Raw genomic sequence first — 13,348 nt, 5'->3', positions numbered from 1 at the left:
TCAGCGAGTAATATTTTTCTATCACTCGTTAAGCCGGTTTCGGTGGAGAAATAATGTCAGTCTGGAGGCGTCAAATATATTCGCATCACTACGCAAGAACGTTGCAGTTTATACGCAGGACCACTACGTACTTTTACGTAAGGGGTTAGTGTAAAGCGTCTATACTCAACATCGGCTGGAAGCGGTTTATTGTCCTTGAAGAAGAAATAGGATTCATTAAATTAACCCCCAATATAAAAAATGTTTCATAATTGACTGGCACTCTCTAAAATGTAGATAAATTGAATAATATGAAAAATAAGCTATGAGCAAAAAAGCAGCCCGACCCATAAGTACAGCAAAACGGCCATACACACTTCCGGCCAGGCCTGAGGCGCTGCTCTCAATGGTCGAGCTTATGCAGCGTAAAGAGCCGAATGCTGATCAGATTGCTCAAATTTTGAAACAGGATGTCTGCTTGTATGCCAGTGTTTTGTCCGAGGTGAATGCTCCTCATTTAGGCTTGCGTAAAAAAATCACTGATTTGACTCATGCGATTACGTTGCTGGGCCTGGATCGGCTGTTTGCTATTGTGCGATTAGCCGCATTAAAAAATAGTTTGGGGAAAGTAGAGCGCCTGGATCGCTTCTGGGACAGTGCGACAGAGATAGCAGAGTTGAGTGCTCTGCTGGCTAAAAAACTTACTGATCTGGACCCGCACGACGCTTACTCCCTTGGCATGATGCATGATTGCGGCATTCCTGTAATGCTGGAAGCCTTTAGTGACTACAAGGCTTTTCTTCGTACGGGTAATGGTAATAAGCCTCTGGAGATAAAGCGAATAGAGCAACAGCAATTTTCTGCAAATCATTTTACCATTGGAGGTGAAATGGCAGACGAGTGGTATATGCCCCACGAAATCAGTCAGGCCATTGAGTTACAGGTAGATTTGATAGACGTACTATCTGGGAAAGTCGAGTGCAATGATAAAACTAAGACACTCATCTGTGTTTTGACGCTGGCAAAAGAGGTCAGTGCTATCTATCGACGTTTCTGGCGTATTTACGATAATAAGGAGCCCTTGATGGAGTTGCCACTGGTGCTGGCGTATTTGGGGCTTCCCGATGTTGATTATCTCGATCTTCGGGAAGACTTGCTTAAGGAACTTGAAAAGAAAGATATGATTAGCTAACTGCTATTCATTACAGTGGCTTTTTGTGATGATACCGCTGACAGTTGTATTTTTACGTCAGCGGTTTATATCCTGAATATCTTTACGGTTATTTTTTTAGCTTATAGCGCTGGTATTAACTAATTAAAATATCAGCTACTCAACCAAGCTGCACAGAAACTGGAGTTGAGCCTAAGAACAGCTGTGGATGAGTATCTACTTCCAGTATTTTCTTATCGCCGTCATGTTGTACCAGTACTGAGTGAAAAATACCTGCACGGGCAAGTGCCTCAGTCGCTTGGTCCAAGCTACGGAAAATCAAAGGTTTATTTCGCCAGTTAGTTATTGCATATTCAGCACCACCATGGGCAACTACAACGTTATATTGGTTGTGTGTCGCATGGGTTTCAATCCGGGTGCTAACGTCTGCGTTGCTCTCAACCAGGTTTTTAAGTTCTTTAATCCTCATGTTATTTCCTCCTTTAGGAATTTAGTCCTTGGGCTGTTGGTGTTAGAAAACACAATCCCTGATAGTTCAATACAACAGGTTTATTGTGTAAAAGCAAGCTTTTCAACTTCCAAGTCAGCTTTTTTCTCAAAAATATGTTGTTAATAGTGTGTATACAAAGATATATAGATAAGTATCCTTAGTAAATGTAGGGGCTATGAGTGTGTGAGTACTATATATAATAGAATGAACACCTTTTAAGCGTACCAACATAAATATTTCTGTCCTCTCAGACCAGCGACCGGAGAGGACAAGGGTATAAGCGTCGAAAAACGTTTATGCAGGTACTTCAGGTACTCAGGTACTTACTAAGCCGCCTTGAATTAAGAAGTCTGAACAGAGACTCTGTATATTCGTTTAACCATAGGCACTTACCTGACTTGAGACTTTATCTTCAGCTTTAGGTTCCATGACATTCAGCTTTTTTAAATCAAGAGCTATGACCTCAACTCATGGGTTGGAAAATATATTGGTAATCACTATTTTGAACGATTGGCTATAAATAATGCGTTTTTTGTGTATCGATCGTTCTATTTTGCAGTCTAAACTGCTATCAAGTTCTGATGAAAAAATATCTTAGGAGTTGATATGCAACCTTTAATACCTCGACAAGTTGTACCTGCGCTGGATATTGAAACCCTGAACGTTAGTTGGTCTCTGGCGGATAGCCAGGCTGAAAACTTTACTCTGCTAGTGTTCTATCGCGGTCTTCACTGTCCAATCTGTCGTACCTACCTGACAGAGTTGAATCGTCTGGCAGGTGATCTCGCTGAGCGTGGTGTCAGTATTCTGGCGCTGAGTAGTGATTCTAAGGAGCGTGCAGCGCAAGCTCTTGAGGAGTGGGGGCTGGATAACATTCCAGTCGGCTTCGGTCTAAGTAAAGAGCAGGCTGATGCCTGGGGGCTGTATCGTTCTGCGGGTCGTGGTTTAACTTCTATCGGTATTGAAGAGCCTGCTGAGTTCAGTGAGCCTGCGGTTTATCTGGTACGTCCTGACGGTACTCTGTATTGGGGAAATGTGAGCGCCATGCCATTTGCTCGTCCGCACTTTAAAGAAATTGTTGGTGCAATTGATTTCGTACTGAAGAACGATTATCCGGCTCGTGGTGAACTTGTTTAGGCCGTTATGAGTCAAATTTAACCGCTTAACCTCTCCTTAGAAACCAGTCTGGGACATTTTGTCCCAAGCTGGTCTTTTTTGTCCGTTTTTTTCTCTTTCTGATGCTCTTTTTCCTTTCTACGGAATTTTTTAGACTTTAACGGATTTCTACGCCAATACCGTGTTTCTTTGCTTTATCAACTCTTAATCGAGCTTTTTCTCGTCAAATTCCACTTTGGGAATGGTTATTGCTCTAACTCTTTTATCTACGACATACAGTGCTGACTGCGCTCCTTGATGGCTTCAGATATTCTCTATCGTCATTAGAGACTTTATTTGTCGTAAAAATGTTAATTGTGTAAGGATATTCCTATGGGGCAGCAAGTGACACCTGATGCAGACCTCTCTGATATGAGCATTAATCCAGAGAAGAAGAACTTTGAGATCAGTGATGCTCAGGTTGAGCTAACCGATGCTGCTCAGGTATGGGATGAGTATGGTCAGTTGCGCGATGTGGCAATTGCCGGTGAGCGGCCATTAACCCTTTATCTGAATAAACGTGAGATTGTCACCCTGATGACTCTGGGGGCTGAGCCCGAAGCGCTGGTGCTGGGTTATCTCAGAAACCAGGGCATGATCAATGATCTGTCAGAGTTGCGGGCAATTCAGGTGGATTGGGAAGTAGAAGCTGCTGTGGTGGTCGCTGAAACAGATCATGACGCGTTAGAAAAGAAGCTGGCTCATAAAACCGTTACTACAGGCTGTGGTCAGGGGACTCAGTACGGTGCCATGATGGATAACCTGAGTCAGATAGATCTGCCTCAGCAAAACATGCAGCAAAGCGCTGTATATCAGTTGCTATCAGCATTAAATGCCTATAACGAAACCTACCGTTCAGCCGGTGCGGTCCACGGCTGTGCTCTATGCAGTCTGGATAAGACTGACACGGGCATTCAAGCCAGCGTATTGGCCTTTTCGGAAGATGTTGGTCGTCATAATGCGGTCGATACATTAGCCGGTAAACAGTGGTTGCAGGATCTTAAAGGTGAACAGTTGGTGTTCTATACCACGGGACGTTTAACCTCTGAGATGGTGATTAAAGTGGCCAGGATGGGGATCTCAATCTTGTTATCCCGCTCGGGTGTGACCGCTATGGGGCTGGCACTGGCCAAGCAACTGGGCATTATGCTGATTGCCCGTGCCAAGGGTAAACATTTCTTGCTCTACCACGGGGAAAGGCGTTTTGTCTGGGATGCGAAACCCGAAGCCAGCCTTGATAAAGAGAAAATTAAAACGATTAAAAACACCAAGAAGAAAGAAGCTGTTCATGACTGAAATGATTGCTGATACCCTGTTTATGAACGTTAAACAGGTGGCTGAATACCTGCATTTAAACGAGAAAAAAGTTTATGCTCTGGCCAGCGAAGGCCAAATCCCAGCCACTAAGGTCACGGGTAAGTGGCTGTTCCCCAAAAAGCTGGTGGATCGTTGGTTACTGGAATCCTGCCACAGTGGTTTAATGGCGGACCGTCTGTTGTTAACGGGCAGTGATGACCCCTTTTTACAGGCAATTATGTTGCGTTTGCCCAATGTTGTCGGTAATAAAGCGCTGTATAGCTATAGCGTGACAGGCAGCCGTATGGGGTTGGGGCTGTTGTCTCAGGGGCATGCGGATGTGGCGGCTATTCACTGGGGCAGAGCTGAAGAAAGCCATCTGCGTCATCCCGGTTTGATCCGTCAGTTTTCTCACCATCGTCAGTGGGTGCTGGTGCATGCCTTTCGTCGTACCCAGGGTCTAATTATCCGCTCGGATCATTATGATTATAAAGATCCGGACAATATCGCTATTAATCGTCTGCGTTGGGCTGTACGTCAGGAGGGGGCCGGGTCACAGCGTTTTCTGCAGGAGTGGTTGTCTGGCTTCCAAACTCAACTGGATGAACTGAATGTTTCTGCTGAAGCTTTTAGTGAGCGAGAGATGGCTTCCATGATCTGCCGAGGTGAAGCAGATATTGGCCCTGGTAGCTTAAGTGCTGCACGGGAATACGGTTTGGAGTTTGTGCCGGTGTGTGAAGAAGCCTTTGATCTGGTTGTACCCCGCAGTGTTTATTTCCGTGGTTTGTTCCAGCAGTTGTTTGATTATATGCAGGGTAGTGAAGGCTTAGAATTAGCGCGTTCACTGGGTGGGTACGATATGTCGGACTGCGGTAAGTTGGTTTGGAATGGGGCTGATTAAACGGCTCTACTTCTGCATAATCTTTCGTTGGGCGGGCAAAAATGGTCGGATAAAAAGTGGCTATGCGTGGCACGTATACCTGATTGCGATCATTTCTCTTCGCGTCATACATGGCGGTATCCGCCCCAGCGGCCAAAAGTATCGGTTTTGCGTATACATTGAGAAATCTGGTCGCTAAAATATTTTAACACCCGGCCGCCCACTTGATAGAAAAGCCGACTCAAAGTCGGCTTTCAGGGGATAGAGTTTAGACAAGCAACAGTGTTGTCATCTGATGGTATTCGAGTGCGTTATCCGTTATTTGTTTTCTGTTGGCTTCTTTGTACCTCGGACAGAGAGGCTAACAGTTGTTCCGTGGTGGACTGATCGGAGTTAGTAAACTTAGCTTCCGATAATAAATATACTGTAAAGGTAGTGCCTTTACCCAGTGTTGAGACCACCTGAATATCACCACCATAGCGACGAATAATGCCGTAGCAAACGGATAGGCCAAGGCCAGTGCCATTATCGCGAGTGGTAAAGAACGGATCAAAGATATGAGGTAGGGTATCTGCATCAATACCGTTGCCTTTGTCTTCTACTTCGATCAAAACGCCACGTAGTTGGCCTGCTTCATACCAATTAGAGGTTCTTAGCCAAATATGACCGGGGCCTGTGCTCGCATTGGCTGCATTCATTACCAGATTCACCAGTACTTGTTGCAGTTGCTGAGTGTTGCCTTCGATCAAAGTTTTAGCGTTAAGAGTCAGTTCCAGATGAAGTGCTTTCTTCTCTAAGGTATGACGTACTAAAACCTGCATATCCTGGGCCACTTGATTGATATCCAGCGGTGCCGTGGACTGGGTGTATTCACCAGGGCGGCTATATTGCAGAAGATTGTTGATCAATGCGCGAATACGATAAACTTGCTGAATAATCAGTTCAATCTCTTCTTCCACGGGTTTTGCATCGTCACCCAGCATTGCCTGGAGCAGATCCATATTGCCCAGGATGACCGCAGCCGGATTGTTGATTTCATGAGCGATACCTGCGGTCAGCTCTCCCAGAGCTGCGAGCTTTTCCTTGGTGACGAGCTGCGCCCGTGTCGCTTGTAGCAGGCGGATGTGTTCTTCCAGCTCCCGGGTTTTATCTTGCAGGGATTGAGTGCGCTCCTGCACCTTTTGCTCGAGGAATTCGGCCGCTTGCTGAATCTGGCGATTACGCTCTTCAAGAAGGTCCAGCATAGTATCAAACTGTTCGGCTAACTCGCTCAGTTCGTCATGATTTTCCATCATGCCGATGCGTTTACGCTGTCCAGCTTTTACCGCTTTTACAACGCTATGGATGCGGCGTACGGGTTGAATGACCAGTCCTGCACTGCGCAGCACCAGAATAGAGGATATAAAGGTTACGACTGCAATTGAGCCGATCAACTCAATCAGGTTTTGGTGGTAGATACTGGTGTAAGGCTGCTCCAGAAATCCGGTATATAGCATACCGATGCGCTTACCAGACAGGTCTTCAATGGGCTTGTAGGCAGAGATGTACCAATCATTAACTACAAAGGCACGGTCCACCCAGCCTTCACCCTTTATCAATACTTTTCGATGCACATCATAAGACACCTTGGTCCCCAGGGCCCGCGTCAAACCACCTTGTTCAAGAATGCCGGGTTCCTGAGGCACGTTAGTACTGATGCGTACATCATCCAGAAACAGGGTGACGGTACCAATACCACCTGCGGGCAAAGTGCCTGGGCGATAAACCAAGTCTCGAATCTGATCCACGAAGTCGTTATTACGATTCAGTAACCGACCCGTATCCAGTACAGCGATGACTTCGCCTTGCAGGTTGACCACTGGCTGCAGGGCGCGAATAAACATACCCCGTGTTTCATGAGATTTCCTTACCGGCAGAGCTCGTGGTGTCACCTGAAGCTTGATCTGCATCGTTGGAATAAGGTCGGGCTCAATCATGGCGATCTCGTCCTGATCGATCAGTTGTAACCCCACCTGAGCCTGACCTTGCATCACTTCAGCAGCAATTTTAGCCAGGCTATTTTCTTTAAGGAGTCGATCCCCCATACCTTCTACTGGTAAAAGGCGAATAAAGTCTACTTTATGCAGGTTCTTGTAGTCATATAGCTGTTGGGCGATACGCATACTGTCGCTATTTTTCAGCGATTCTTTTAAGCGTCTGCTTTGACTGAGTTGATTAAGAGTGCTGAGATCTTTTTCTTCCAGAATATTAAGTATGCCCTGAGCTACCGATAGATCTGCTTGTACCTTTCGATACAGCTGGTCTGCAGAGTAGGTACTGGCCCAGTATGTAGTCATACCGATTAAGGTGACCAGAATAAGGACGACTGGGGTTAGTGTTAACCCCAGTATTTTAAGGCGGATCGATGTACGCATGGTGCTCCGGGTTATGCAAAAATTCCCTTACATCTTGTCGTTAATGTGTTGAGTGATCGTAATGATCAGCTGTAACTGGGCCAGTGAGCAAATAACTTGTGTGTTACTGATCGTGTGCCAACAGTGAGTGTGCTAACAACAAAAGCCTCTTAGGAATCTGATTGACTGGTTTCATCCCAAGCCTGCAATTTTCGATCCAAAGTTTTTCGAGAAATGCCTAACTGGCGGGCTGCTGCTGATTTATTGCCTTGGTGGTCTGCCAGGACCTGTAAAATATGATGTTTTTCAACCTCTTCCAGCGGCCATTCGCTTGGGAAGCCTCGACCAGAAGGCTGGTTAGGGGGGGATTCCATGGCTACTTTATTCTGTTCCGGAAAACTGTCGATGGGCAGGCGGCCCAAAAGGATGCAGCGTTCGACAAAATTCTTCAGTTCACGAATATTGCCTGGCCAGCCATAAGCCATCATGGCTTCCAGGTCTTCATGGGCAAATGGTACGGGAGGCAGGCCCAGCTCTCGGGAGAGTTTGCGTGAGAAATTATGTACCAGTGTTGGAACGTCTTCACGACGATCACGCAGCGGTGGCAGCGTTAGCGTGAGTGCATTGAGACGGTAGTAAAGGTCTTCCCTGAAGCGACCTTCTTTGACTTCCTCTTCCAGATTGCGGTTGGTTGCTGCGACAATACGCACATCTATACTGACTTCCTGTTCGCCACCTACGGGACGTACCGCTTTCAGCTCCAGTACCCGTAATAACTTGGCTTGCATGCCTAAAGGCATCTCGCCAATCTCATCCAGAAACAGAGTGCCACCGTTAGCAAAGGTAAACAGGCCTTCGCGGGCCTTTTGTGCACCGGTAAAGGCTCCCTTGGTATGACCAAACAGCTCACTTTCCAGAATATCCGGGGCAATGGCTCCACAGTTAATGGGAACAAAGGCTCCGGTGCGCCCGCTGTACTGATGTAATGCACGAGCGGCAAGCTCTTTACCCGTGCCGGATTCACCCTCTATCAAGACGGCAGAAGGAGTGGGTGCTACACGTCGGATGATGCTATCAACTTCCTGAATAGCCTGGCTTTCACCCAACATGGCGCTGCCGGAGCTATAGACAGAGTTGACCTCCCGGCGCAGGACAAAGTTTTCTCTGGCTAGCAAGCGACGCTCGAGGCATCGATCAATGGCCGTAGTCATCTGCTCCAGACGGAAAGGCTTCAGGATAAAATCGCTGGCACCGGCGCGTAGGGCTTCTATAGCCGTTTCCAGATCGGCGTAGGCGGTCATAAAAATTATATCGCTGCGCTTTTCTCCTTCATCAATGGCCTCATGCCACTCGATACCTGAACGGCCTGGCAGTTTGATATCACAGATCAGCAGGTCAAAGTGGCAGCGTTTACGAATCTCTTCAGCGGTTTCAATGCTGTCGGCGGACTCAACCAGGGCAAAGCGCTTACTTAACGCTTTGACCAGAAAATTGCGCATACCGGGTTCGTCATCGACAATCAGTACAGACACTGCGGGCAGATTGCACAGAGACAGTGTCTGTGTGTCGCTCTGATGGGAGGTTTCCTTTGAGGTCATAATTTTTTTATTCGTTATCAAGCTAGTTACTTTAAGCAGATTGGCTGGATAAATGTCTTATATTTGCCAAGAGGCGCTCGGAAAATATTGGTACATCGGTTTAAGAGCTTGTCGGTTTATTTCTAGCAATTCCAGTTGTTTGCTCGGTTTTTAAATTTGTGTTTGAGCAAAAATACTCTGATGTTCTGCTGTCTATACTATAGCAATGAATGAACACCGTATGTTGTTGGGCTACTACTTGTGTTCAGGTGCTTAAACTCTTTTCCACATTAGTTTAACCAGTTTTGTTCTCTCCACTTTAATTTTTATTGATAGGACATAAAGATACAGGGTGTTGATGGGTTGTGTCATTTTGTCCTATTGAAGCCCCCGGAAAAATGCTGTCACGGTAAATGGGGCTATTTAATTTTAATTCAACAACGTTATAGCGCTGCTTTCCCACTATGGCATCCATTTTGCTCTTGTGGGGTAGCCATGATAACAAATTATCCACTTTGGGGCATATTAGAGGGGTTTAATAAAAAATGAGAAAGTTTACACGTCTACTCGCAGCAGCGGTTATTACTGCCAGTGCATCGTTTCAAGCGATGGCGGAAGATTTAGGTATCGTACGTTTGGCAACAACAACCAGTACTTATAATTCAGGTTTATTGGATTACTTGCTCCCTGACTTTGAGAAAGAGCACGGTGCGACAATTCAGGTTATTGCTGTCGGTACCGGTAAAGCGCTGCGTATGGGGCGTGATGGTGATGTGGATGTTGTTATGACTCATGCGCCAAAAGCAGAAGAGAAATTCGTTAACGAGGGATATGGTGTTAATCCTCGTGGTTTGATGTACAACGACTTTGTCTTAGTTGGCCCGAAGAGTGATCCTGCAGGTGTCAAGGGTTCTCAGGATATCAGTCAGGCGCTGGGTAAGGTTTCTGCGAATAACGCGTTGTTTGTGTCCCGCGGTGATGACTCAGGTACCCACAAGAAAGAGTTGAATCTTTGGAAGCAAACCGGGGTAAAACTGCCATTTGATGGCTACCGTGAAGTGGGTCAAGGTATGGGTAAGGTGCTACAGATTAGCTCTGAACTGCAGGGGTATACGCTGACTGATCGTGGTACTTGGCTGGCCTATAAAACTAAAGTAGATCTGGAAATTGTATCTGAAGGCGATGCACGCCTTTTTAATCCTTATCAGGTTATTATCGTAAACCCTAAACGTCATCAAGATCTTAATACTAAAGGCGCAGAAACTTTAAGTAAGTGGTTAGTGTCAGATAAAACCCAAGATAAAATTAACAACTTCCGCCTGCATGGTGAGCAGCTGTTTGTAGCTAATGCTAAAGACTAATTTATTGGCTTGTTATTGAATAACAGAAGGTCTTTTTTTGTTATTAAGTGATGGCTAATAAGTGAGGATTTTGAAGTGTTTAAACGATCTCAGTGCTATTGATTTTGGCCAGATTTGGTTTAATGGCAATAGTGTCTGAGATTTGTTTGTTTTAGTAATGGCTTGATTGCAATTCACTTGAGTACATTGATACGGTAATGATTAATACAGGTCGTTAATTGAGCTGTTTGTTGCCGGTATTAACGTCAGAGCCGTTCTTCGATTTGTTTGGAATTTTTTTTGGCTAGTTTGACAGAAACCTTTATACATGCGCTTGAGCTGCTGGTCTCTGGGGATGAGAAGCTCTGGACGATCATCGGTGTTTCGTTTCGTGTCTCTCTGCTGGCGCTTATGACAGCAGCAATTCCCGCAACCTTGATCGGTTTTGTATTGGCCTATTGGCGTTTTCCAGGGCGTTGGCTTCTGCTCTCAATGACGCACACATTGATGGCTGTGCCGACGGTGGTGGTAGGGTTGATTCTGTTTATGCTGCTCTCTCGCAGTGGGCCTTTAGGAGATTGGCGGCTGCTGTTCACGCAAGACGCTATGATTATCGGTCAGATCTTGCTTTGTTTGCCTTTGCTGGTATCTATGACTCATACCGCTTTTCAGAGTGCGGATAAGCGGGCCTGGGAAACGGCACGCATGTTGGGTGGTCATCCATTACGCTGTTTATGGGTATTGATGCATGAAGTGCGTTACGCCTTGATTGCCAGCTTGGTTGCGGCTTTTGCCCGCATTATCGCTGAGGTCGGCTGTGCCATGATGGTCGGTGGTAATATTTTGAATTATACCCGAAACATTACCACTGCGATTGCTCTGGAGACTCTAAAAGGAGAGTATGCTCAAGGGATTGCTCTGGGGCTGGTGCTGTTTCTGCTGGCTATGGTGCTAAATCTTGGGATGGCACTTCTCAGAGGGCGGGGCCAGTTGAGAAATAGGTAGCATAGGACAGTCAGGTTGTTAAAGAAGCGTAATATAGGAGCGGTGGCTAAGTTATGACAAGTGAGTTAAACCTGGAGTTGGCTGATCCGAAAAATCGACTCAAGGTGACAGCTGTTGCTCATATTAAAGGTCTCAAGCATGCCTGGAACCGTGATCGAGTGCTGTTTGATATTGATGATGCGATCTGGCTTAAAGGTCAAGTGGTATGGTTACAGGGAGAAAATGGTACTGGTAAATCCACTTTAATGCGCTTGATGGCGGGATTAGAAGGTGTTCAACAGGGAGCTGTGAGCTTTCCCTGGCATAATACAGGCTGGCTTCGTGCCAGAGGGCGAGGACAGATCTGTTACCTCCATCAAACGCCTTATTTGTTTGCTGGTACAGTTCAGAAAAATCTTGATTTCGTCTTGAATAATCTGCCAAGAAAAAGGCGGGCCCAGGCGCTGGAGCGTCTGGAGCATGGCTTAGAGATGGCGGCGCTGACTCATTTAGTGGAGCAAGATGCGAGTACTCTTTCTGGTGGTGAAAGGCAAAGGCTTGCCCTTTTACGGGCTTGGTTACTTCAGCCCAGAGTGTTACTCTTAGATGAACCTGCAGCTAATCTGGATCATAAGTCTGTAACCCTAATGAAGCATATTGTATTGAATTTATTAGAAAAAAATACTGATATTATGCTCAGCTCCCATCAAAATTGCGATCTTACTTCTCTCTGTAATCATGCATGGCAGATTGAGAATGGCCTGCTTTATGCTTGATTGAGCTTTGAGCGGATTAGAATAAATAGTGTTGCAGATATCTAAAATGGTAGAAAGCCCTGTGCAACGTGCGTATGGCCTTTTCATTAAGAAAAGATAAAGATGTTATTTTATGACATTTTTACCTCTTTCCGATAACTGGGTATAAGCTGGGAAGGGATCTTCTACTTTATGTGGATTAACAGGCTGTCAGCCTGTTAGTAGAACTTTCAAGCGAGATCATTATGACAAAGCAAAGGGTTACTGCAGTAGTTCTGGCCGGAGGTCGGGGTCAGAGAATGGGGGGGCAGGACAAAGGCTGGGTTATTTTTCGTGAAAAGCCTATGATTCAGCATGTTCTGGAACAGATTGACCCCCAAGTTGATCATATCATCATTAATGCGAATCGTAGTTTTGAGCGTTATCAGGCCTTAGGTCATCCTGTTATTGAAGATGGTGTTGAGGGGTTTCACGGTCCTCTGATGGGTATGTTAACGGGTCTCAAACACTCTGCAAATGACTGGGTTTTATTTGTGCCCTGCGATACACCTGCGTTACCTTCGGACTTGGCAGAACAACTCCTCAATGCAGCAAAAGAGAGCGGTGCTGATATTGCGGTTGCTCATGATGGCGAACGTTTGCAGCCGGTAATTGCTTTATTGCATAAATCACTGTTGCCAAGCTTGGAAGTATGGCTGGAAGAGGGTAAGCGAAAAATTGATCGCTGGTTTATGCAGCACAAAATGATTGTAGTGCCATTTGAACATGGTCAAGAGGTTTTTATGAACCTTAATACCCCGGTCGATTTGAAGCAGAATGAATCGCCGTTATGTGCGTAATTGGCGAAATAACAGCTAACATCTACTCATAACGAGCTTATTAGCCGCTGAAATTGAGCTAGAGAGTTAAAATAGATTCATGCTAAGGCTTAATCAGAAGTGGCACTTGATTGGGCCTTAGTTTTTTGGATGCTTTCATACTGCATTGGGCTGTTTGAGTGCCAGCTTCTCTGCTAGAGCCGCACTCGTTGCTCTTTTCCACTTTTAGCCTGTCTTCTTTACGTTTTGATACCTTCTTATCTGTTTTACAGAAGCCAAATCTTTTTACCGTAATCTCATTTCTTGTTGGTGGCGTTTCTGAATAGCCCCAATGTGTCCCGAAATATTTTTTCTTAGGACATTTTGACCCGTGGCGACCCAAAATCGAACGGTGCCTCAGTGTTTATGGAACATTTTAGAGCTTTTTTGACTTTGTTCAGGTCTGCTTTGGTACACTCTTTGCCATTTTAATAACCATAAGAAATAAATTATGACATCTTGTTCATATTG

12 protein-coding genes are annotated in these 13,348 nt (G+C 45.6%); 8 read left to right on the top strand and 4 right to left on the bottom strand.

Translation table 11 applies throughout. The annotated features are described in order from the left end of the window. Window positions 1-304: 304 nt before the first annotated feature. The gene (locus H579_RS0109255; protein WP_084624051.1) at window positions 305-1,171 is read left to right on the top strand and encodes an HDOD domain-containing protein; all 867 of its coding nucleotides are present in this window, start codon (window positions 305-307) and stop codon (window positions 1,169-1,171) included. A gap of 139 nt (window positions 1,172-1,310) precedes the next feature. Here the strand turns inward: H579_RS0109255 and H579_RS25045 are convergent, their stop codons facing one another. After that, the gene (locus H579_RS25045; RefSeq protein WP_036565909.1) at window positions 1,311-1,619 is read right to left on the bottom strand and encodes a DUF6482 family protein; all 309 of its coding nucleotides are present in this window, start codon (window positions 1,617-1,619) and stop codon (window positions 1,311-1,313) included. 627 nt (window positions 1,620-2,246) lie between these two features. Here H579_RS25045 and H579_RS0109245 point away from each other — a divergent pair. The 3 genes from H579_RS0109245 (at window position 2,247) to H579_RS0109235 (ending at window position 4,992) form a co-directional block, all read left to right on the top strand. Then, a complete protein-coding gene (locus H579_RS0109245; protein ID WP_028300435.1) occupies window positions 2,247-2,777 on the top strand; it encodes a peroxiredoxin-like family protein in 531 nt (176 codons plus the stop codon). A 351-nt stretch (window positions 2,778-3,128) separates the two neighbouring features. Further along, on the top strand, window positions 3,129-4,091 hold the full coding sequence (locus H579_RS0109240) for a formate dehydrogenase accessory sulfurtransferase FdhD (protein ID WP_051227487.1): 963 nt from the start codon (window positions 3,129-3,131) through the stop codon (window positions 4,089-4,091). Further along, window positions 4,084-4,992 carry a helix-turn-helix transcriptional regulator gene (locus tag H579_RS0109235; RefSeq protein ID WP_028300433.1) on the top strand — a complete coding sequence of 303 codons (909 nt, stop codon included), beginning with the start codon at window positions 4,084-4,086 and terminating at the stop codon, window positions 4,990-4,992. Before H579_RS0109240 ends, H579_RS0109235 begins: the two co-directional genes overlap by 8 nt. A gap of 104 nt (window positions 4,993-5,096) precedes the next feature. Here H579_RS0109235 and H579_RS30085 read toward each other — a convergent pair whose 3' ends face one another. From H579_RS30085 to H579_RS0109225, 3 genes are all read right to left on the bottom strand, one after another. Further along, on the bottom strand, window positions 5,097-5,195 hold the full coding sequence (locus H579_RS30085) for a hypothetical protein (protein WP_425411339.1): 99 nt from the start codon (window positions 5,193-5,195) through the stop codon (window positions 5,097-5,099). A gap of 87 nt (window positions 5,196-5,282) precedes the next feature. Then, the gene (locus H579_RS0109230; RefSeq protein WP_084624050.1) at window positions 5,283-7,385 is read right to left on the bottom strand and encodes a sensor histidine kinase; all 2,103 of its coding nucleotides are present in this window, start codon (window positions 7,383-7,385) and stop codon (window positions 5,283-5,285) included. Window positions 7,386-7,534: 149 nt separating this feature from the next. Beyond that, window positions 7,535-8,962, bottom strand: coding sequence for a sigma-54-dependent transcriptional regulator (locus tag H579_RS0109225; protein WP_051227486.1), 1,428 nt, complete (start codon window positions 8,960-8,962; stop codon window positions 7,535-7,537). A gap of 524 nt (window positions 8,963-9,486) precedes the next feature. Between H579_RS0109225 and H579_RS0109220 the strand changes: the two genes are divergently transcribed. The 4 genes from H579_RS0109220 to mobA all read left to right on the top strand — a co-directional run bounded on the left by H579_RS0109220 (window position 9,487) and on the right by mobA (window position 12,859). Then, complete coding sequence (locus H579_RS0109220) at window positions 9,487-10,302, top strand: ABC transporter substrate-binding protein (RefSeq protein ID WP_028300430.1); 816 nt, start codon at window positions 9,487-9,489, stop codon at window positions 10,300-10,302. Between the two features lie 279 nt (window positions 10,303-10,581). Next, window positions 10,582-11,286, top strand: a complete 705-nt coding sequence (locus H579_RS0109215) for an ABC transporter permease (RefSeq protein WP_028300429.1) — start codon at window positions 10,582-10,584, stop codon at window positions 11,284-11,286. 53 nt (window positions 11,287-11,339) lie between these two features. After that, on the top strand, window positions 11,340-12,041 hold the full coding sequence (locus tag H579_RS25040) for an ATP-binding cassette domain-containing protein (protein ID WP_084624049.1): 702 nt from the start codon (window positions 11,340-11,342) through the stop codon (window positions 12,039-12,041). A 224-nt stretch (window positions 12,042-12,265) separates the two neighbouring features. Further along, complete coding sequence (mobA, locus tag H579_RS0109205) at window positions 12,266-12,859, top strand: molybdenum cofactor guanylyltransferase MobA (RefSeq protein ID WP_028300428.1); 594 nt, start codon at window positions 12,266-12,268, stop codon at window positions 12,857-12,859. Window positions 12,860-13,348 lie beyond the last annotated feature (489 nt).

This window comes from Oceanospirillum beijerinckii DSM 7166 (assembly GCF_000422425.1).
Lineage (GTDB): Bacteria > Pseudomonadota > Gammaproteobacteria > Pseudomonadales > Halomonadaceae > Oceanospirillum > Oceanospirillum beijerinckii.
Note: the sequence above shows the minus strand (reverse complement) of the source record. Positions and strands in the feature narration are given on the sequence as shown.

What these genes read in the sequence shown, in the direction of transcription:
- H579_RS0109255 (WP_084624051.1), top strand. Translation starts at nt 305, where the DNA reads ATGAGCAAAAAAGCAGCCCGACCCATAAGTACAGCAAAACGGCCATAC.
- H579_RS25045 (WP_036565909.1), bottom strand. Translation starts at nt 1,619, where the DNA reads ATGAGGATTAAAGAACTTAAAAACCTGGTTGAGAGCAACGCAGACGTT.
- H579_RS0109245 (WP_028300435.1), top strand. Translation starts at nt 2,247, where the DNA reads ATGCAACCTTTAATACCTCGACAAGTTGTACCTGCGCTGGATATTGAA.
- H579_RS0109240 (WP_051227487.1), top strand. Translation starts at nt 3,129, where the DNA reads ATGGGGCAGCAAGTGACACCTGATGCAGACCTCTCTGATATGAGCATT.
- H579_RS0109235 (WP_028300433.1), top strand. Translation starts at nt 4,084, where the DNA reads ATGACTGAAATGATTGCTGATACCCTGTTTATGAACGTTAAACAGGTG.
- H579_RS0109230 (WP_084624050.1), bottom strand. Translation starts at nt 7,385, where the DNA reads ATGCGTACATCGATCCGCCTTAAAATACTGGGGTTAACACTAACCCCA.
- H579_RS0109225 (WP_051227486.1), bottom strand. Translation starts at nt 8,962, where the DNA reads ATGACCTCAAAGGAAACCTCCCATCAGAGCGACACACAGACACTGTCT.
- H579_RS0109220 (WP_028300430.1), top strand. Translation starts at nt 9,487, where the DNA reads ATGAGAAAGTTTACACGTCTACTCGCAGCAGCGGTTATTACTGCCAGT.
- H579_RS25040 (WP_084624049.1), top strand. Translation starts at nt 11,340, where the DNA reads ATGACAAGTGAGTTAAACCTGGAGTTGGCTGATCCGAAAAATCGACTC.
- mobA (WP_028300428.1), top strand. Translation starts at nt 12,266, where the DNA reads ATGACAAAGCAAAGGGTTACTGCAGTAGTTCTGGCCGGAGGTCGGGGT.